The following is a 20,643-nucleotide window of genomic DNA, read 5'->3' on the forward strand; positions in this document are numbered from 1 at the left end:
ACCTAAGGAACCCCACATGACGGTTGCCCTGCCCGAGAACATGCGACAGCTCCTCGAGCGCTGGAGCGAAGCCCTCAGCACCCCGGCGTTTCGCTCGCGCCAAGTCACCCTAGATCATCTGGCCCTGGCACTGCCCGCGGCACGCCAGCGCAGTTTCCAGCGCCTGATGCAGTCCCTGCTTCGCGAAGGCCTGATCGACGCGAAAGCCTGCATCCACGACGAACAGCGACGCTGCTGGCTCAGGCTGCACGAGCCCGATGCCATGCTGCGCTTCGACCACCTCGAAGCCGGACGCATGGGCAGCTGGGACCTGCGCGGTGGCGTGGCCCTGTGCCGTGCCGGCGCGCGGCCCTACGAACTGCAGTATCCATCCGAGCTGCTGCAGCTGCTCAGCGGCGTGCTCACCTGCTCTATCGCCCCGCAAGCGCTGTCGCGCCTGGCCGAGGAGTTGGACGACAGCTACCGCAACGACACCCTCTGCCTGGCCTACCACCAGTGCTGGAACCGCCAGCTGCAACATGACCTCGGCAACGCCGCCGCCGACCAGCTGCTGGCCGCGCTGCAGTCTGGGCGCGGCCAGGAGAACCCGACTCTGCTGCTGGAACAATGGGGCACCCTGGGCCACCCCTGGCACCCCAACTACAAGACCAAGCTGGGCCTGAGCGCCGAACAGGTGGTCGCCCTCTCGCCGGAATTCGAGGCGCGCATCGGCGTCCGCCTGGCCGCCCTGCACCGGCACAGCGCCCACGGCGAGACCCTGGGTGATACGCCGGACTACTTGCAGTGGTGGCAGGCGCAATTCCCGCAAGCATTCGCGCGCTTCGCCGCCTGCCTGCGCCAACAGGGACTGGAGCCCGAGGACTACCTGCCGCTACCGGTGCACCCCTGGCAGGCCGAGGAGGTGCTGCCGCGCCTGTTCGCCGGGGAGATCGCCGCACGCCAGCTGATCCTGACCGACATCCAGGCCTTCCAGGGCCACCCGACCATGTCCTTCCGCACCGTGCTGCCCGAGGCCAGCCCCCAGGCGCCCATGGTCAAGCTGCCGGTGTCCCTGCGCCTGACCAGCGTGCAGCGCACCGTGTCGCCACGCTCGGCGCGCATGGGCCCGCGGGTCAGCCGGCTGCTGTTGCAGATACTGGAAAGAGAGCCCGAACTGGCCCGGGTGCTCGCCGTGGTCCCCGAGCGCGTCGGCCTGCACTTCAACCCGCAACCGGCGGACGACGAACGCGCCCGCCACCTGTCGGTGCTGTACCGCGACAATCCCCTGAGCCTGCTCGCCGCCGGCGAGATGGCCATTCCGGTGGGCAGCCTGTTCGCCACCGATGGCGCGGGCCAGCCGTTGCTGCGCCAATGGGTCGCCCTGGCCCAGGGCGGCACCGACAGCCAGGCGATGCTGGCCTTCTTTCGCGACTACCTGGCCATCGCCGTACCAGGCCTGCTGGGCATGTACCTGCTCTACGGCGTGGCCTTCGAGGCCCATCAGCAGAACAGCTTCATGCTCATGGGCCGCGACGGCCGCCCGCGGCGCCTGCTGCTGCGCGATTTCGGCGATATCCGCATCTATCGCCCGAGCCTGCATGAACAGGACCTCGACCTGCAGCTGCACGACCCGCGCATGACCCTGTTCGACGATGCCGGTTTCGTGCGCGACAAGCTGCTGCACACGGTGTTCATGTGCCACCTTGGCGAACTGGCCCTGCTGTGCGCGCGCCACTGGGGGGTGGCCGGGCAGCTGCTGTGGAAGGAGCTGGCCGCGCAGCTCGAGCGCAGCTTCCAGGACCTGCGCAGCCGGGTCCCCGCCGAGCGCTGGGAAACCGAGCGTCGCGCTTTGCTGGAGCAGGACTGGCCGGCCAAGGCCTTCATGCGCATGCGTCTGGAAGACAGCCATGTCGACATGGTCGGCCGCCTGCGCAACCCGCTGATTCGGGGCGACGATGAGCGTTGAGCGGCGCGCCCTGACCCTGCTGATTGCCATCCAGTGCGTGTCGATGGGCGCGATGGAGATGAGCGGACCGTTCTGGCCGCTGCGTCTGCAGGCGCTGCTCGGGCCCGGGCAGGCGCACTACCTGGCCTCGCTCTCGGCCCTGGTGTATGCCGGGCCGATGCTCGCGGCGATGCTGCTGACGCCCCTGTGGGGGCGTCTCGGCGACCGCACCGGGCACAAGCCCATGGTGCTGCGCGCACTGCTGGCCCTGGCGCTATGCCAGGGCCTGGCCGCGCTGACCCTGAACCCCTGGCTGCTGGTGCTGATCCGCGTGCTGCAAGGCGCGCTGGCCGGCTTCATCGCCGCCGCCCAAGCCTATGCCATCGCCTGCTGCGCCACTGACCAGCGCGGCCAGGTACTGGCCCGCCTGCAGGCGGCGACCGCGGTCGGCTCACTGGCCGGGCCGGTGCTCGGTGGCTGGCTGCTGGATGCGGCCGGGTTCGCCTGGCTGTGCTACTCGGCGGCGCTGATCTGCCTGCTGTGCACCGTGGCGGCGGCTGCCCTCCCGGCGGACACGCCAAGCGCGCGGCGCAATCGCCCGCAAGCGGCCGCGCCCCTGCCCAGCGGCTGGCTCGGCGGCGTGCTGACGATCATCGTGCTGGTGCAGGCGGCGAAGATGATGCCGCAGCCATTCTTCGCCCTGTATGTCGCCGAGATACTCCAGGCCCCGGGCTGGCTGATCGGCGCCAGCTACGCCGCCAGCGCCGCCACCCTGGCCGTCTCCGCGCCGCTCTGGGGGCGGCTGTTCGATCGCTGGCGGCCGGCGCAGACGCTGCGGGTGATCGAGTGGGTGGCCTGGCTGTGCGCGTTGACCCTGGCCCTGACCGCCCTGGCCAGTGGCTGGCTCGGCTTCATCGCCAGCCGCCTGCTCTGGGGCATCTGGCAAGGCGCCCTGCTGCCGGTGGCCTACGCCCTGATCGCCACCACCCTGCCGGCCGACCGCCAGGGCTTCGCCCTCGGCCTGGGCAACAGCGCGGCCAAGGCCGGCGCATTGCTCGGCGCCTTGCTCGGCGCTGCCGGCATGGGCCTGGCCGGCCTGGCCGGCGGTTTCTGGCTGGTGGCCATCACCTACGCCGTGGCGGCCCTGGGCATCCGCCTGATCCGCAATACCTCGCAACTGCCGGACACCCCGGCGCTTTCTGCCAACCGCAAGAAGATGATCTGATGAACAAGACTCCCCTTTCGCTCCTGATTCCCCTGCTCGGCTCGCTGGGCGGCGCCAGCTCACTGGCCCTGGCCGCCGAAGCCGGCGCCACGAGTGGCGACGCCGTGCAACTGGCCAATACCGTGGTCACCGCCACCCGCAGCCAGGCCAGCCTCGCCTCCATTCCCGGTTCGGTGCAGGTGATCGACGAGCAGCAGATCCGCCAGCAGAGCGGTGCCGGGCGCAAGGTCGCCGATATCCTCGGCACCCTGGTGCCCGGCCTCGCCCCCGCCACCGGCGGCATGAGCAACTTCAGCCAGACCCTGCGCGGGCGCAACATGCTGGTGCTGATCGACGGCGTCTCGCAGAACGCCAGCCGCGACAACTTCCGCCAACTCAACAGCATCAGCCCGGCCAGCATCGAGCGCATCGAGGTGGTCTCCGGCGCCAGCAGCATCTACGGCGCCGGCGCCTCGGGCGGCATGATCAACATCATCACCAAGCGCAATCAGGGAGATGAGCTGGCCCTGAGCAGCCGGGTCGGCATGAGCAGCGGCAACAACCTCAACTCCAAGGGCTTCGCCTATGAACTGTTCCAGAGTGCCGGTGCCCGATACGGCGCCCTGGACTGGTACCTGTCGGCCGACTGGAGCCAGCGCAACGACCAATTCGACGGCGATGGCCGGCGCATTCCCCAGGACACCTCCCAGGGCAGCGCCATGGACACCGAGAGCTATGACCTGCACGGGCGTTTCGGCTATGCCCTGGATGAGGACAAGCGCCTGAGCCTGGCCCTGCAGGACTACAAGGACGAACAGGACACTGGCTACACCCAGCGCGCCATCGGCGGCGAGGCGGTGGCGGTCAAGGGACTGGACCTGGACGATCAGCCCTACACCCACAACCAGGCGGTCAACCTCAACTACAACGACCGCGACCTGTTCGGCCAGAACCTGCTGCTGGAAAGCTACTGGCGTCGCTCCGACGCGCTGTTCTTCCCCGATCGCCCACGCGGCTTGGCCGGTATTTCCGACAACAACAGCCGGCAGGACGTCTACGGCCTGCGCGCCGCCGTGGAGAGCGCCCTGCCGGATATCGGCGCGGCCCGTGGCAGCCTGGTCTGGGGCGCCGACTACGAGAACGAGCGCACCCGCCAGCGCGGCGACCGCTACAACGTCAACGGCCTGGTCTACCGCAAGAGTGGCGAGACCTTCGAGCTGGGCCCGGACGTGGAGACTGACACCCGCGCGCTGTTCGCCCAGATGTCCTGGGAGCTCGCCGACTGGACCCTGCGCGGCGGCGTGCGGCGCCAATGGGTCGAGAGCCAGGTGGCGGACAGCATCGCCTACGGCGAGATCTGGCAGACCGGCAACCGCGCCACCCTGCCCGGCGGCACCCTCAAGTACGACGCCACCCTGTACAACCTCGGCGCCGTATACCACCTCAGCGACAGCCAGGACCTGTTCGTCAACTTCAGCCAGGGCTTCTCCCTGCCGGATATCCAGCGCTTCCTGCGCGACGTCAACAGCCGTTTCGACATCCACACCCTCAATGCCCAGGCGATCGAGGTCGACAGCTACGAGCTGGGCTGGCGCGGCAACTGGAGCCGCTGGCAGGCCGACGTCACCCTCTACGAAAACCGCTCCGACGTGACCCAGTTCTACGACGCCCGCGACCGCGTGCTGCGCCTGATCGACCAGAAGGAACGGGTGCGCGGCGTGGAAAGCAGCCTGAGCTACGACCTCAGCGAGCGCTGGACGGTCGGCGGCACCTATGCCTGGACCAAGGGCGAAACCCGGCAGGACGGCAAATGGATCGACCTGCCGGCCACCCGCGTCTCGCCGGCCAAGACCACCTTGTTCCTCGGCTATACCCGCGACCGCTACAACCTGCGCCTGCAGGCCCTGCAGCTGGCCAGCTACGATGCCGCGACCAAGGACAACAACGGCCGGGAGATCGACGGCTACACCCTGGTCGATCTGCTCGGCGCGGTGGAACTGCCGACCGGGCGCCTCGAGGGCGGCATCTACAACCTGACCAACCGCACCTACCAGAACCTCTTCACCCAGGCCAACGCCCGCATGCCCTTCCCCAACGCCGAAGGTCGCACCTTCAGCCTCGCCTACTCCCTGGACTGGTAGCGTCCGCGCGCGGGCCCGCCGACTGTGCAACGCAGCCGGCGGCCCTGGTCGCGCTATCGTCCAGGCAAACGCAAGAGGCTTGCGCGCTCGCGCCAGCCTCTTGCCGCGCCAGCGAACTCAGCAGTCCGCCGCCGACCGCGCAACTGCCCTCACCCGCCGCCCGACCTTATGCGGCCATAAGAAAAACCGCCCCTAAGGCCGCTATTTTATTGCTGGTTGCCACGCCCAGCCTGTTCCTACTATCGAGCCCGAGGAAAGGCGCCAGCGGCGCCAGGCAATCGATCCAGAGGATGCTGCATGAGCGACCGCGGTCATCGCCGACCGCGCAATCAAACCAGGCGAGCGGGCCCAGCCCCTCGACCCTCGATGTAAGTTCCAGAGGAATACTATGACTACAAGAAAAATGATTCCCGCACTTATGAGCACCCTGCTGGCCTTCGGCGCCACGGACCTGCTAGCCCAGGAAGCCAGCTCCTGCCAGAACATGCGCATCGCCGACATCGGCTGGGTCGACAACGCCGCCAACAACAGCCTGCTGATGGTCCTGGCCGAAGGCCTGGGCTACAAGCCGAAATCGACCATCGTGTCGCTGCCGATCACCCTCGCCTCGATCCAGAAGAAACAGATGGACGTGTTCCTCGACTACTGGTCACCGGCCTCGGACGACACCGTCAAGCCGTTCCGCGACAAGAACAGCATCAACGTGGCGGAAAAACCGAACATGGAGGGTGCCAAGTACACCCTGGCCGTGCCCACCTACCTGTACGAGCAGGGCCTGAAGGACTTCTCCGACATCGTCAAGTTCAAGCAGGAACTCGGCGGCAAGATCTACGGCATCGAGGCCGGCTCCGGCGGCAACAAGATGCTCAACCAGATCATCGCCGAGAACAAGTTCGAGCTGGGTGACTTCAAACTGGTCGAATCCAGCGAGGCGGCCATGCGCGTCGCGGTCGCCCGCGCCATCAGCTCGAAGTCGCCGATCGTCTTCCTCGGCTGGGCCCCGCACCCGATGAACCTGCAGTTCGACATGACTTACATCAGCGGTGGCGATGACTACTTCGGTCCCAACTACGGTTCGGCCGAGATCTATACCATTACCGCCACGGACTATGCCGAGCGCTGCCCGAACGCAGCCAAGCTGGTTGCCAACATGAAGTTCACCACGGACATGGAAGCGGCCCTGATGGAGCGCATCATGGCCCACGAGAAAGCCAATGTGGTGGCCACCGACTGGATCAAGCAGAACCCGCAGTGGCTGGACACCTGGCTGGCCGGCGTGACCACCATCGACGGCAAGGACGGTCTCGCTGCCGTCAAGAAGCACCTGAGCCTCTAAACAGCAGCAAGGCCCCACCCTTGGGTTGGCAGGCCCGGACAACAAAAAAGGCTTGCGCAGTGCGCAAGCCTTTTCCGTTTGCCACGGCCTCTGTTCAGGACCTGCCCGCGCCCGCCGCCCGCTTGCGATGGCGCGCGGCCGGCTGTCGGGGCAGGACCTACTCCATGGTGAACAGCGAGGCGTTGCCGCCCGACGCGGTGGTGTCGATGCTCACCGCGCGCTCCAGCACGAAGCGATGCAGATACCCCGGACTGCCGGCGAGCGGGCAACCCGGCGCGCCGCCTGCGTGCATGTCCAGCCCGTAGGGAATCAGCGTTCGGATCGCCCCGTCACATTCGGCGAGGGTGCGGTTGAGCGCCTTGGCCAGTGCGTGCGGCCCGGCGAGGGCGACGGCATCGACGCGCGGGTCCTCGACCAGCTCCTTGAGCGTCCCATCGTCGCCTGCCGCCAGCGCGCCGAGCGCGCCCTTGGGCACCCCGGCCTCCAGCAGCAGGCGCTGCAGCTCGTTGGCGACCCGCTCGACCTCATGCCACAGCACCACGCTGTTGCCAGCGGCCAGGGCCGCGCCGCATTGCGCGGCGAGCGCGGCGAAGCCCTTGTCGGCCGCCGCCAGGCAGGCGACCAGCCCGCGCGGCGGCGAGCGCAGTTCGTTGCGCTCGCCCGTCGGCCCGGGCAGTTCGGAGGGTTCGGCCAGCTCCGCCTCGGCCTGGGCGGCGTAGAAACACAGCGCCTCGGCCGCGCGGCCGATCCCCTGCACGCCGTCCGGATCGTGTATGCCCAGCGTTTGCACCGATGCCTCGATCGCCGCCGCCGCCTTCTCCAGCACGGCCGCACGCTCACCGACCGCCAGTGCCGCCCAGGCCGGCGCCGCGGCGCTGGCCTCGGCGAGGGCAAGCGCCAGCCGCTCGCGCGACACGCCGGCCATCGCCGGCGCATCGCTGCCCAGGTCGGCGGCCGCCGCTGGCGCGGCGCCATCGATGACCTCGCTGGCGAAGCGCGCCAGATAGTGCGGCCCGCCCGCCTTCGGTCCGGTGCCCGACAGGCCTTCGCCACCGAAGGGCTGGACGCCGACCACGGCGCCGATCTGGTTGCGGTTCACATAGGCATTGCCTGCGCGTATCCGCTCGAGGATGAGGTCGCGGGTCTCGTCGACACGGGTGTGAATGCCGTGGGTCAGTCCGTAGCCCGTCGCGTTGATGGTTTCGACCACCTTGCCGATCTGCTCGCCGGGGAAGCGGATGACGTGCAGCACCGGGCCGAACACCTCGCGCTTCAAGCGCGAAAGGCTGTCGAGCTCGAAGGCTACCGGCCCGACGAAGCTGCCCTTGCCGCTGCTCGGCCCCGGCTTGACCTGCTTGAGCAGCTTGGCCTCGCCGCGCATGCGCTTGATGTGCTTGTCGAGCAGGCCCTTGGCCTCGTCGTCGATGACCGGGCCGATGTCCGTGGACAGCTGCGCCGGGTCGCCGACGTTGAGCTCCTCCATGGCGCCGCAGATCATCTTCAGCATCTTGTCGGCGACGTCCTGCTGCACGAACAGCACGCGCAGCGCCGAACAACGCTGACCGGCGCTCTGGAAGGCGGACATGACCACGTCGCGCGCGACCTGCTCGGGCAGCGCGCTGGAGTCGACGATCATCGCGTTGAGGCCGCCGGTCTCGGCGATCAGCGGGCAGAGCGCGCCGTCGCGTCGCGCCAGTGTGCGGTTGATCAGCTGGGCGACCTCGGTCGAACCGGTAAAGCACACGCCGCTCACCCGCGCATCGGCGACCAGCGCGCCGCCGACCCGTGCGCCGTCGCCCGGTAACAGGTGCAGCACCCCGGTCGGGATGCCGGCGCGGTGCATGAGCCGCACGCCGGCGGCGGCAATCAGCGGCGTCTGCTCGGCGGGCTTGGCCACCACCGCGTTGCCCGCCACCAGCGCCGCGGTGATCTGGCCGGTGAAGATCGCCAGCGGGAAATTCCACGGGCTGATGCAGCAGAACACCCCGCCACCGTACAGGCGCGCCTCGTGGCCGGCATCGGCCGGCACGCGCAGGCGCACCGGCGGGCCGAAGTCGAGCTCGGCACGCTGGGCATAGTAACGGCAGAAATCCACCGCCTCGCGCACCTCGGCGAGCGCATCGGCGAGCGTCTTGCCCGCCTCGCGCACGGCGATGGCCATCAACTGAGGCGCCTCCTCCTCCATCAGGTCGGCGAGGCGGCGCAGCGCCGCGGCCCGCTCGGCGACCGGGGTGGCGGCCCAGTCGGCGGCATGGCGCTGGGCGCTGGCCAGGGCCTGTTCGACGTCCTCGTCCGTGGCTTCGCTGGCCTGGCCGACCACCCGGCTGCGGTCGGCCGGGCTCAGCACATCGTGGGGCTCGCGTTCGCGCTGCTCGCCATCGACGATCGGGCCGGCGCGCCAGTTGTCCTTTTCCGCCGCCGCCATCGTGGCGGAAAGCTCGCGCAGGGTCGCGCGGTCAAACAGGTCGCGGCCGGCGAAGTTCACTCGCCCGGGGCCGTAGATATCTTGCGGCTGCGGGATGTGCGGATGGGGGATATAGGACAGCGCCTGCACCTGGGCGACCGGGTCGGCGATGATCGCCTCGACCGGCAACGACTCGTCCTGAATGCGGTTGACGAAGGAGCTGTTGGCGCCGTTCTCCAGCAGCCGGCGCACCAGGTAGGCGAGCAGGTCCTCGTGGCCGCCGACCGGCGCGTAGATGCGGCACGGCATGCCGATGCGCGCATCCTCGACCACGCCCTCGTAAAGCTCCTCGCCCATGCCGTGCAGGCGCTGGAACTCGAAGCCGCCCTTGTCACCGGCGTACTCCAGCACCGAGGCGATGGAATGGGCGTTGTGGGTGGCAAACTGCGGATAGAACACGTCGCGATTGGCCAGCAGCTTGCGCGCACAGGCGAGGTAGGCGACGTCGGTGTTCATCTTGCGCGTGTAGACCGGGTAGCCGGGCAGCGCCAGTTCCTGCGACAGCTTGATCTCCGCATCCCAGTAGGCGCCCTTGACCAGGCGCACCATCAGCCGGCGGCCATGGCGACGGGCCATGTCGGCGAGCCAGTCGATGACGAAGGGCGCACGCTTCTGATAGGCCTGCACGACGACGCCGAAGCCGTCCCAGCCCTTGAGGTCCTCGGAGCCGGAGACCGCCTCGATGACGTCGAGGGAGATGTCCAGCCGCGCCGCCTCCTCGGCATCGATGTTGAGGCCGATGTCGAGCCGCGCGGCCTCGACCGCCAGGGCGTGCATACGCGGCACCAGCTCGTCCATCACCCGCTGCTCCTGCCACAGCTCGTAGCGCGGGTGCAGCGCCGACAACTTGACCGAGATGCCCGGTCCCGCATAGATGCCCTTGCCGCCCGAGACGCGGCCGATGGCGGCGATCGCGCTGCGGTAGGACTCGAAGAAACGATCGGCGTCGGCCATCGTCCGCGCCGCTTCCCCGAGCATGTCATAGGAGTAGCTGTAGCCCTTGCGCTCGAAGACCTTGGCGCGTTCGAGGGCCTCGTTGATCGTGCGGCCCATGACGAACTGCTTGCCCATGATGCGCATCGCCTGGTTCACCGCCTCGCGAATCATCGGCTCGCCGACCCGGGCCACCAGCCGGCGCAGCACCGCACCCGGCGTCTGGCCCTTGACGCCACGCAGGCCGACGACCCGACCGGTCAGCATCAGGGCCCAGGTCGAGGCATTGACGAATACCGAGTCGCTGCGCCCCAGGTGGGCGTCCCAGTTGGCGGCCGACATCTTGTCGCGGATCAGCGCCTCCTGGGTGGCATCGTCGGGGATGCGCAGCAGCGCTTCGGCGATGCACATCAGCATCACCCCCTCCTGGGTGGACAGGCCGTACTGGTGCAGAAAGGCGTCGATGCCGCCCTTGGAGCGGGCGCGCACGCCCTCGACCAGCCAGCTGGCAGTGGCCTGGATGCGCGCCTGGGCCTCGGCCGGGAGATCCAGCTGGCCAAGCAGCGCCGTCACGCAGCTGGATTCGTCGGCCCGGTAATGGGCGTCGATCTCACGCCGCAGTGCATCGGGTTGCAGTGGGGGACTCTCGAAACTCATGGTCTGGTCCTCGCCTGAAATCTGGGGCGGATAGCTTCCAGCGGCCCGGTGATGGCCGCTGGCGCGTACTAGGTGTCCGCGGTGGTATCAGCGCACTCAGCCGTGCAGGGTCTTCTCGAAGGCGTCGAACTCCTTCTGGATCGCCGCCGGCGGCGGCGAGCTCATCAGGCTGACCACCACGACCGTGAGCGCACAGAGGATGAAGCCGGGCAGGATCTCGTACATGTCAAACATGCCGCCTTCGACCTGCTTCCACAGGATCACCGTCACTGCACCGACGACCATGCCGGCGATGGCGCCATTTCGGGTCATGCGCTTCCAGAACAGCGACAGGATGAGCACCGGCCCGAACGCCGCGCCGAAGCCGCCCCAGGCATAGGAGACCAGGCCAAGCACCGTGCTGTCGGGGTCACGCGCCATGAGCACGGCGATCAGCGCGATCAGGATCACCGTGCCGCGGCCAATCCACACCAGCTCCTTCTGACTGGCATTGGGCCGGATCATGGCCTTGTAGAAGTCCTCGGTCAGCGCGCTCGACGACACCAGCAGCTGCGAGTCGATGGTGCTCATGATCGCCGACAGGATCGCCGCCAGCAGCACCCCCGCTACCCAGGGGTTGAACAGCAGCTGCGACAGGGTGATGAACACCGTCTCCGGGTTGGCCAGCGGCTCCTTGGCGAAATAGGCGATGCCGGCGAAACCGGTGAGGATCGCGCCGTACAGCGCAAGCACCATCCAGGTCATGCCGATCAGCTTGGCGGTGGGCATGTCGCTCGAGCGGCGCAGGCCCATGAAGCGCACGACGATATGGGGCTGGCCGAAATAACCGAGGCCCCAGGCCATCAGCGAGACGATGCCGAACAGCGTCATCTCGTGGAAGATATCCAGACGCGCCGGATCGACCGCCGCCACCTCCGCCACCGTATTGCTCCAGCCGCCATCGGCCGCGATCACCGCGATCGGCACCATCAGCAGGGCGACGAACATCAGCAGGCCCTGGACGAAGTCGGTCCAGCACACCGCCAGGAAACCGCCGAGAAAGGTATAGGAGATGATGACGATCGCACCGACCCACAACGCGGTGCCGTACTCCATGCCGAAGCTCTTCTCGAACAGGGTGGCGCCGGCGACCATGCCGGACGAGGTGTAGAAGGTGAAGAACAGCAGGATGACCAGCGCCGAGATCATCCTCAGCACCTTGCTGCTGTCGTGGAAGCGATTCTCGAGGTAGTCGGGCACGGTGATCGCGTCGCGCGCGACCTCGGTGTAGACGCGCAATCGGCGGGCGACGAACTGCCAGTTCAGGTAGGCACCGATGGTCAGCCCCACCGCGATCCACACCTGGTTCATACCCGAAGCGTAAAGGGCGCCGGGCAACCCCAGCAGCAGCCAGCCGCTCATGTCCGAGGCGCCGGCACTGAGCGCGGCCACACCGGGACCGAGGCGGCGGCCGCCGAGCACGTAGTCGGACAGGTCGTCGGTGAGCCGGTAGGCCGCGAAACCGATGACCAGCATGCCGATCAGGTAGACGATGAAGGTCACCAGGGTGGGGGTACTCATGTTCATGGTTGCCGCTCCTCACTTGCCCATCAGGTAGGTAACCAGCGACAGCACCACGACGGTGCACATCGGCACGACCAACCAGAACCAGGTTGCGAAACTGAGTGCATGTTCCATGGGATTCCTCGCATTGTTGTGGCGCATGGCGATCATCCGGGCGAACCAGGCGAACGCCAGAACCGCCCCGCAGCGTTCGCCAACCGGCTGCGACTCCAACGCTCGCCCGGCGCATGGGCATGACGGACTTCAGGCGCCGGGGCGTCATTCGCACAGTCGGCCTGCACGCCAACTGCGCCGCGGCGGCGGGCAGGTGTTTTTAACTATAGGAGAGATCTGCGACCTTACCCCTTGCCTCGCCCGGCAGCCGCCGGGGACGGCGTTGGAGATGCGCCGCATCGGTTCGCAGAGGGGCATGGCCTCAGGCGCGCCTGTGGCGAATAGGACAAAGGAGATGGCGAGCGGGGAGAACGGCGGGCGCCAATGGGCCGGAATCGAGCCTTCTGGCCAACCGGCGACACGGCCGCCTGGATTGCATTGCTGCCCCAGAAACGACAAACCCCGCACAGGGCGGGGTTTGTCGTGAATTTCCAAGCCCCTCAAGGGCACTCGGAATTATCATATTGGCGTCCCCTACTGGAGTCGAACCAGTATCTAGCCCTTAGGAGGGGCTTATTCTATCCATTGAACTAAGGGGACCCTGAAGCTTTGCTCCAGCCGGGCGGCATCTTAGCGAGCCGAGGCGCGTTTGTCATGCCACCCCATGCACGGCGCGGACAAACCACCGGCAAACGCGCCAATCGGCCGCCCCGCCGACTCAGCCGAACAGGCCGATGGTGTGCAGGAACACCACCAGGATGCCCAGCGGGGTGACCCAGCGCAGCACCAGCCACCACAGCTGGAACAGCTGGGGATTGGCGATGCCCAGGGCCTCCTGGACGCTCGCGCGGCTCAGCACCCAACCGCTGAACAGCACCGTGGCCAGGCCGCCGAGGGGCATCAGCAGGTTGGTGGTCAGGTAGTCCAGGCAATCGAAGAAGCTCTTGCCGAACAGGGTGAACTCGCTCCAGGCGTTGAACGACAGCACGGTGCCCAGGCTCAGCACCCACAGGGCGACGCCGCTGAGCAGCACGGCCTTGAGCCGGCCGATGGCGAACTTCTCGCACAGCCAGGAGATGGTCGGCTCGCTCAGGGAGATCGCCGAGGTCAGCGCGGCGATGGCCAGCATGAGGAAGAACAGCCCGCCCACCAGCTGGCCGAATGGCATCTGGCCGAAGGCGATCGGCAGGGTGACGAAGATCAGCCCCGGGCCGGCGCCCGGCTCCAGGCCGTTGGCGAAGACCAGCGGGAAGATCGCCAGGCCGGCCAGCAGGGCCACGGCCGTGTCGGCCAGGGCGACCATCAGCGAGGTCTTGGCGATCGAGGTGCCGGCCGGCAGGTAGGAGCCGTAGACCATCATCGCGCCACTGGCCAGGCTGAGGGTAAAGAAGGCATGCCCCAGGGCCACCAGCACGCTCTGCGCGCTGAGCTTGCTGAAGTCGGCATCGAACAGGAAGTGCACCGCCTCACCGAAATGGCCGGTGGTCGCCGCATAGCCCACCAGCACCAGCAGCAGCGCGAACAGGCCCGGCATCATGAAACGCAGCGAGCGCTCCAGCCCCTCGCGCACGCCGAGGGCGACAATACCCAGGGTCAGCACTAGCACCAGGGTGCCGTAGCCCGCCAGCTTCCAGGGGTCACCCAGCATGGCACCGAATAACGCGCCACTGCTCTCCCCGCTCAGCCCAGAGAACTCGCCCAGGGCCGCGGCCGGCGCGTAGGCCAGCGCCCAGCCGGCGACCACTGCGTAGAAGCTGAGGATCAGGAAACCGGTGAGCACCGCCACACTGCCGAGCACGCGCCAGTGGCGACTGGCGCCGGCCTGCCTGGCCAGGGCGGCAATGGCGCCCTCGGGGTTGGCGCGACCACGGCGGCCGATCATCACCTCGGCCATCAGCAGCGGAATGCCGATCACCAGGATGCAGGCCAGGTAGACCAGCACGAAAGCACCGCCGCCGTTCTCGCCGGTGATATAGGGAAACTTCCAGATATTGCCCAGGCCGACCGCCGAGCCGGTGGCGGCCAGGAAGAAGGCCCAGCGCGACGACCACAGGCCGCGCCCGGCAGTGCTGCTGGAGGAGCCGGCGTAGCTACCGGCGACGATGCTGTCTTGACTCATTGGGACGTGCCCTCTTGTTGTTGTTAAAAGTCATTGGGGATTTGGGCGTAGGCTGGATGACGCCCTGTTCATCCACCTCCTGGCGGCGTGGGTGGATGGGTGAAGCGCCATCCACCCTACGGCTCAGCGGCCGCCTTGCAGGCGCTCCTGGGCCATGCGGTCGGCGATGGCGGTGGTGGTGGCGCCCTCGACCTGGGAACGACGGAAGATCTCCTCCAACGTCGCGGCGATGCCTTCGACATGGGCCTTGAGCTCGGCGGCGCTGCCACCGGTGCGCTCGTAGCACACGTCGATGATGCCGCCAGCGTTGATCGCATAATCCGGCGCATACAGGCAGCCCTTGCGCTGCAGTTCCTCGGCCAGCTGGGCGTCGGCCAGCTGGTTGTTCGCCGCCCCGGCGATCACCGGCGCGCGCAGGGCCTCTAGGGTGTGCGGGTTGATGATCGCGCCCATGGCGCAAGGGGCGAACACGTCCACGTCGAGACCATAGATATCGTTCTGCCCGACCGCGGTGGCGCCCAACTGTTCCACTGCGCGGCGCACGTTGGCTTCCACGATATCGGTCACCCACAGCTCGGCGCCGGCGCCCTTGAGTTGCCGGGCCAGGCTGAAACCGACCTGGCCGAGGCCCTGGACCGCCACCTTGAGGCCCTTGAGGTCGTCACGACCGAGACGATGCTTGACCGCCACCTGCAGGCCGAGGAACACCCCGTAGGCGGTGGACGGCGACGGATCGCCGTTGCGCACACCGCCGTCGAAGGCCTCGCGCTGACCGGCGCCGGCCACGTGGCGGGTGCGCTCGGCCATCATCTGCATCTCCGCCACGCCGGTGCCGGAGTCGGCGGCGGTGATATAGCGGCCGCCCAGGCTGTCGACGAAGTCGCCCATGGCCTGGAACAGCGCCTCGCTCTTGCCGCTGTGCGGGTCGCCGATGATCACCGCCTTGCCGCCGCCCAGCGGCAGGCGCGCCAGGGCCGATTTGTAGGTCATGCCGCGGGAAAGGCGCAGCACGTCGCGCAGCGCCTCGTCGTCGGTCGCGTAGCGCCACATGCGGCAGCCACCGAGGGCTGGACCGAGGGTGGTGTCGTGGATGGCGATGATGGCTTTCAGGCCGCTGGCCTTGTCGTGGCCATAGACCACCTGCTCGTGATGATCAAAGTCGACGTGGGAAAACACGGACATGAGGATTCCTCAAGGGTTCTTGTTGTTTGGGTAAAAGGGGATTTCAGGGTGTGCAGGCGCGAGGAGCTGGCTCCCCGCGCCTTCGCCTATCAGGCCGCCGGTTCGAACAACTGCACGGCCTGGATCTCACGGGCACTCAGGCGCTCGCGCAGCTGCCGGGCCTGCTCGCGCACCTTGGCCAGCGCCTGCTCCTTGACGTGGCCATAACCGCGGATCTGCTCCGGCAGTTCGGCCAGCGCCACGGCGCTGCGGTAGTTGCCGGCGTTGAGCTGCTCGAGCAGGAACTCGACGCTGGCCTCGTACTCGGCGATCAGCTCGCGCTCCAGGCGCCGCTCGCCGCTGTAGCCGAACGGGTCGAGAGCGGTGCCGCGCAGGCCCTTGAACTTGGCCAGCAGGCCGAAGGCCTTGAGCATCCAGGGGCCGAACTGGCGCTTGCGCGGCTCGCCGGTGAGCGGATCGCGCTTGCTCAGCCAGCTCGGCGCCAGGTGGAACTGCAGGCGGTAGTCGCCCTGGAACTGCGCTTCCAGCTGCTGGATGAAGCTGCCGTCGCTGTACAGCCGCGCCACTTCGTACTCGTCCTTGTAGGCCAGCAGCTTGAAGTAGTAGCGCGCCACGGCCTTGCTCAGCGCCTGGTCGTCGCTCTGGTCCGCCTGGCTGACGCGCTGCACCAGGGCGCGGTAGCGCTCGGCGTAGGCGGCATTCTGGTAGGCGGTGAGGAAGTCGACGCGGAACTGCACGATCTCCTCGAGGGTTTCGCAGCGCGGCGTCTGCTGCACCGCCGGCTTGGCCAGCTTCTCCACCGCGGCCACATCAAAGGCGGCGCGCCGGCCCCAGAGGAAAGCCTGCTGGTTGAGCGCAACGGCGACGCCATTGAGTTCGATGGCCTTTTCGATGGCCTCGGCCGATACGGGCACCAAGCCTTTTTGATAGGCATAGCCGAGCATAAACAGGTTGGTGGCGATGCTGTCGCCGAGCAGGCGGGTGGCCAGGCGGGTGGCATCGACGAAGTGGGTCTTGTGCTCACCCACCGCCTCGAGCAGTGCCTCGCGCATGGCCGCGCCGGGCACCTGGGCGTCAGGGTTGCGGGTGAACTCGGCGGTGGCCGCCTCATGGCTGTTGATCACCGCATGGGCGATCTTGTCGTTGAGCTTGGCCAGGGCCTCCTCGCTGGCGGCGACCACCAGGTCGCAGCCGAGCAGCAGGTCGGTCTCGCCAGCGGCGATGCGCACCGCATAGATGTCGTCCTGCTTGGCGGCGATGCGGATATGGGTGATCACCGGGCCGAACTTCTGCGCCAGGCCGGCCTGATCGAGCACGCTGCAGCCCTTGCCTTCCAAGTGTGCGGCCATGCCCAGCAGCGCGCCGACGGTGGTCACGCCGCTGCCGCCGACGCCGGGCAGGAGGATGTTCCACGGCCGTTGCAGCGACGGCTGCTTGGGCTCCGACAGGGCCACGAACAGCGCGTTCTTGCCCACCGCCTCTGGCTTGCGCAGGCTGCCGCCATGCACGGTGACGAAGCTCGGACAGAAGCCCTCGACGCAGGAAAAGTCCTTGTTGCAGGCGTTCTGGTCGATCTCGCGCTTGCGTCCCAGTTCGGTTTCCAGCGGCAGCACCGACAGGCAGTTGGACTTGACGCTGCAGTCGCCACAACCCTCGCACACCGCCGGGTTGATGAAGGCGCGCTTCTGCGGGTCAACCAGCTTGCCGCGCTTGCGCCGGCGGCGCTTCTCGGTGGCGCAGGTCTGGTCATAGATGATCACCGAAACGCCTTTGAATTCGCGTAGCTCGCGCTGCACCGCGTCCAGTTCATGGCGGTGGTGGAAGGTGACGATGGGCGCGAAGCTGTCGCGGCTCGGGTACTTGTCCGGCTCGTCGCTGAGCAGGGCGATGCGCTTAACGCCCTCGGCGAACACCTGCTGGCTGAGCTGGTCAACGCGCAGCTCGCCGTCGATCGGCTGGCCACCGGTCATGGCCACCGCATCGTTGTAGAGGATCTTGTAGGTGATGTTGACCCCGGCGGCCACCGCCGCGCGCAGGGCCAGTTGCCCGGAATGGAAGTAGGTGCCGTCGCCGAGGTTCTGGAAGATGTGCGGGGTGTCAGTGAACGGCGCCTGGCCGATCCAGGTGGCGCCCTCGCCGCCCATCTGGGTGAAGGTGTCGGTGTTGCGATCCATCCACTGGGTCATGTAGTGGCAGCCGATGCCGCCCTGGGCCCGGCTGCCTTCCGGCAGCTTGGTCGAGGTGTTGTGCGGACAGCCGGAACAGAAGTGCGGGGTGCGCACGGTGCTGTGCTTGGGCGCCGCCAGGGAGGCTTCCTTGGCCGCGAGGAAGGCCAGGCGCTCCTCGATGGTGGCGCTGCTGTAGATCGGCGCCAGGCGCTTGGCGATGGCCCGGGCGATCATAGCCGGGGTCAGCTCGGACAGGTTCGGCAGCAGCGAGTTGCCGTGCTCGTCGAACTCACCGACCACCCGCGGGCGCTTGCCCACCGGCCAGTTGTACAGCTGGCCGGTCAGCTGGTCCTCGATGATGCTGCGCTTCTCCTCCACCACCAGGATCTCGTCCAGCCCCTCGGCGAACTCGTGCACCGATACCGGTTCCAGCGGCCAGCTCATGCCGACCTTGAGCACGCGCAGGCCGACCTGGGCGCACAGCTGCTCGTCCAGGCCGAGGTCCTCCAGGGCCTGGCGCACGTCCAGGTAGGACTTGCCGGTGGTGATGATGCCCAGCCGCGGGTTCGGCGAGTCGAGCAGCACCTGGTTGAGGTTGTTGGCGCGGGCGAAGGCGCGGGCCGCGTAGATCTTGAAGGTGTTGAGGCGCTTCTCCTGCACCAGGGGCGGGTCCGGCCAGCGGATGTGCACGCCGTCCTCGGGCAGCTCGAAGTCCTCGGGAATCTTCACCTCGACCCGCAGTGGATCGACGTCCACCACCGCCGAGGAGTCGACGTTCTCGGCGATGGTCTTGAGCGCCACCCAGCAGCCGCTGTAGCGCGACAGCTCCCAACCGATGATGCCGTAGTCGAGGATTTCCTGGACGTTGGCCGGGTTCAATACGGGTATGGAGGCGGCGATAAAGGCGTGCTCGCTCTGGTTGGCGATGCTCGAGGACTTGCAGCCATGGTCGTCGCCGGCCAGTAGCAGCACGCCGCCATGGGCGGAGACCCCGGCCGAATTGCCGTGCTTGAACACGTCGCCGCAGCGGTCCACGCCCGGGCCCTTGCCGTACCACATGGAGAACACGCCGTCGTAGCGCGCGCCGGGGAACAGGCTGGTCTGCTGGCTGCCCCACACCGCGGTGGCGGCCAACTCCTCGTTGACCCCCGGCTGGAAGTGGATGTGGTTCTCCTGGAGGAAGGACTTGGCCTCCCACAGGCTCTTGTCCAGGTTGCCCAGGGGCGAGCCGCGATAGCCGGAGATGAAACAGGCGGTATTCAGGCCATGGGCGGCGTCGCGCTGCTTCTGCAGCATCGGCAGGCGGGTCAGCGCCTGGGTGCCGGTGAGGTACAGATGACCGGTGGCGAGACGGTATTTGTCATCTAGGCGGATCTCGGCCAGAGACATGCGGGCGCTCCTTTTATTGTTTTGGCGACCAGGGGGCTGTGACGGTGGGCACGCCCCGATTGGCTCCGGCACAGGATCGCTGCGCCGGGCTGACTGCTTAAGAATATGACTGAGCGGTGCCGATTTTTTCTTTCTATTTTCAGGCCAAATTGCAGATACTGGACATTACTCATCCAAGAAAAACAAAAAATCGGAAACATTCATGCAAGAGACGCTCAACCCGCTCGATCGCAAGATCCTGCGCCTGTTGCAACACGACGCAGACCTGTCCGCGGCGGAGATCGCCGAAAAGGTCAAGTTGTCGCAGTCGCCTTGCTGGCGGCGGATTCATCGCATGCAGGAAGACGGGCTGATCGAGCGCAAGGTGGCCCTGCTCAATCACAAGTTGCTCGGTTTCAGCATCACCGTGTTCGTCGACATCAAGCTGTCGGCCCACGGTCGCAGCAACCTGGAGGAGTTCGAGCAGGCGGTGATCGGCTACCCGGAAGTGCTGGAGTGCTACACCATGGCCGGCGGTTCGGACTACCTGCTCAAGGTGGTGGCCAAGGACATCGCCAGCTACGAGCGCTTCCTGCGCGACCACCTGCTGCAGCGCCCCCACGTGCAGGAGGCGCATTCCAACATCGCCATGAGCGAGGTCAAGCGCACCACCGAACTGCCGCTGGATTGAGAAACTGGACGCAGCGGCTCAGGCCACAGGCTCCACAGGGGTCTGCGGAGGGTCTTGCGCTGCCTCCCGCAGGTATCCGAGCAGCGCGAACAAGCGCTCGACGGCCTGCCCCAGATCACCACTGTTATCCAGCAGGTGAAGTCGCTCGTCCAGGGTGGCGACATCGGTGAACTGCGCGCTGCGGTGCAGACGCGCGTCGATCTGTGCCGCTGTCTCCCGCCCGCGCCTCAGCAGACGCTGGTGCAACACATCTGGCTCCACGGTCAGGAGCACCGCGACCAGCTCCGGATAGCGCCGGCGCGCCGCTTCCAGGTAGCCCCGCGACCCATTGACCAGCACATCATGGCCCGCCGCCAGCCAGTCGTCGATCTGCCGGGGAATGCCGTAGGCCAGGCCATTGGCGCGCCAGCTCATGGCGAACGCACCGCTCTGCTCGCACTCGGCAAAGGCCTCCGGCGACAACACCTCGGCATCCTCACCGAGAGTTCGCCCCACGCGCGTGATCGCTCGCCTGGCGATCAGGCAGCCACGCGCCGCCAGGCGCTGGCGCGCCGCATCGAGCAGGCTGTCCTTGCCGGCCCCCGAAGGCCCCATCAGATAGATCAACCTGCCACGCATCGGCCCCACCCGTTTCGCCCTTTATCAGACTTGCCGAATCGGCATGCCCGGCGAATGCAATAGTACTCGAGAGCGGCCCGAGGAGAACGCTGCCTGACTTCTTCTCAACCGTCCACCCCATACAAAAGCCGCAGCCGGCCTTTCCCGGTGCAGATGCCGCCCAGGCAGAACATTTTGATGGG

At 67.4% G+C, this 20,643-nt stretch carries 11 protein-coding genes and 1 tRNA gene; 5 read left to right on the plus strand and 7 right to left on the minus strand.

Translation table 11 applies throughout. From position 1 onward, the window contains the following. The first annotated feature begins 16 nt into the window (after positions 1-16). The 4 genes from ACSX1D_RS14070 (at position 17) to choX (ending at position 6,605) form a co-directional block, all read left to right on the plus strand. The gene (locus tag ACSX1D_RS14070) at positions 17-1,945 is read left to right on the plus strand and encodes an IucA/IucC family protein (RefSeq protein ID WP_439859091.1); all 1,929 of its coding nucleotides are present in this window, start codon (positions 17-19) and stop codon (positions 1,943-1,945) included. Further along, positions 1,935-3,149: an MFS transporter gene (locus ACSX1D_RS14075; RefSeq protein ID WP_439859092.1), complete on the plus strand. Its 1,215-nt coding sequence runs from the start codon at positions 1,935-1,937 to the stop codon at positions 3,147-3,149. Before ACSX1D_RS14070 ends, ACSX1D_RS14075 begins: the two co-directional genes overlap by 11 nt. Further along, positions 3,149-5,269, plus strand: coding sequence for a TonB-dependent receptor (locus tag ACSX1D_RS14080; RefSeq protein WP_439859093.1), 2,121 nt, complete (start codon positions 3,149-3,151; stop codon positions 5,267-5,269). Before ACSX1D_RS14075 ends, ACSX1D_RS14080 begins: the two co-directional genes overlap by 1 nt. A 388-nt stretch (positions 5,270-5,657) precedes the next feature. Further along, entirely contained in the window at positions 5,658-6,605 is a 948-nt protein-coding gene (gene choX / locus ACSX1D_RS14085; protein WP_439859094.1) for a choline ABC transporter substrate-binding protein, read from the plus strand. Positions 6,606-6,762: 157 nt separating this feature from the next. Here the strand turns inward: choX and putA are convergent, their stop codons facing one another. The 6 genes from putA to ACSX1D_RS14115 all read right to left on the minus strand — a co-directional run bounded on the left by putA (position 6,763) and on the right by ACSX1D_RS14115 (position 19,173). Next, the gene (gene putA / locus ACSX1D_RS14090; protein WP_439859095.1) at positions 6,763-10,659 is read right to left on the minus strand and encodes a bifunctional proline dehydrogenase/L-glutamate gamma-semialdehyde dehydrogenase PutA; all 3,897 of its coding nucleotides are present in this window, start codon (positions 10,657-10,659) and stop codon (positions 6,763-6,765) included. A 96-nt stretch (positions 10,660-10,755) separates the two neighbouring features. Then, positions 10,756-12,225: a sodium/proline symporter PutP gene (gene putP / locus ACSX1D_RS14095; RefSeq protein ID WP_439859096.1), complete on the minus strand. Its 1,470-nt coding sequence runs from the start codon at positions 12,223-12,225 to the stop codon at positions 10,756-10,758. A 615-nt stretch (positions 12,226-12,840) separates the two neighbouring features. Further along, a tRNA-Arg gene (locus ACSX1D_RS14100) sits at positions 12,841-12,915 on the minus strand. Positions 12,916-13,033: 118 nt separating this feature from the next. Then, complete coding sequence (locus tag ACSX1D_RS14105) at positions 13,034-14,434, minus strand: sodium-dependent transporter (RefSeq protein ID WP_439859097.1); 1,401 nt, start codon at positions 14,432-14,434, stop codon at positions 13,034-13,036. Between the two features lie 123 nt (positions 14,435-14,557). After that, a complete protein-coding gene (locus tag ACSX1D_RS14110) occupies positions 14,558-15,616 on the minus strand; it encodes a Leu/Phe/Val dehydrogenase (RefSeq protein WP_439859098.1) in 1,059 nt (352 codons plus the stop codon). An 89-nt stretch (positions 15,617-15,705) separates the two neighbouring features. Further along, positions 15,706-19,173, minus strand: a complete 3,468-nt coding sequence (locus tag ACSX1D_RS14115; RefSeq protein WP_439859099.1) for an indolepyruvate ferredoxin oxidoreductase family protein — start codon at positions 19,171-19,173, stop codon at positions 15,706-15,708. Between the two features lie 202 nt (positions 19,174-19,375). Between ACSX1D_RS14115 and ACSX1D_RS14120 the strand changes: the two genes are divergently transcribed. Further along, complete coding sequence (locus ACSX1D_RS14120) at positions 19,376-19,843, plus strand: Lrp/AsnC family transcriptional regulator (protein WP_439859100.1); 468 nt, start codon at positions 19,376-19,378, stop codon at positions 19,841-19,843. Between the two features lie 18 nt (positions 19,844-19,861). On the opposite strand, the gene phnN is transcribed toward ACSX1D_RS14120, so the two are convergent. Next, a complete protein-coding gene (gene phnN / locus ACSX1D_RS14125; protein ID WP_439859101.1) occupies positions 19,862-20,461 on the minus strand; it encodes a phosphonate metabolism protein/1,5-bisphosphokinase (PRPP-forming) PhnN in 600 nt (199 codons plus the stop codon). Positions 20,462-20,643: the final 182 nt, after the last annotated feature.

This window comes from Pseudomonas sp. MBLB4136 (genome assembly GCF_051904765.1).
GTDB lineage: Bacteria > Pseudomonadota > Gammaproteobacteria > Pseudomonadales > Pseudomonadaceae > Aquipseudomonas.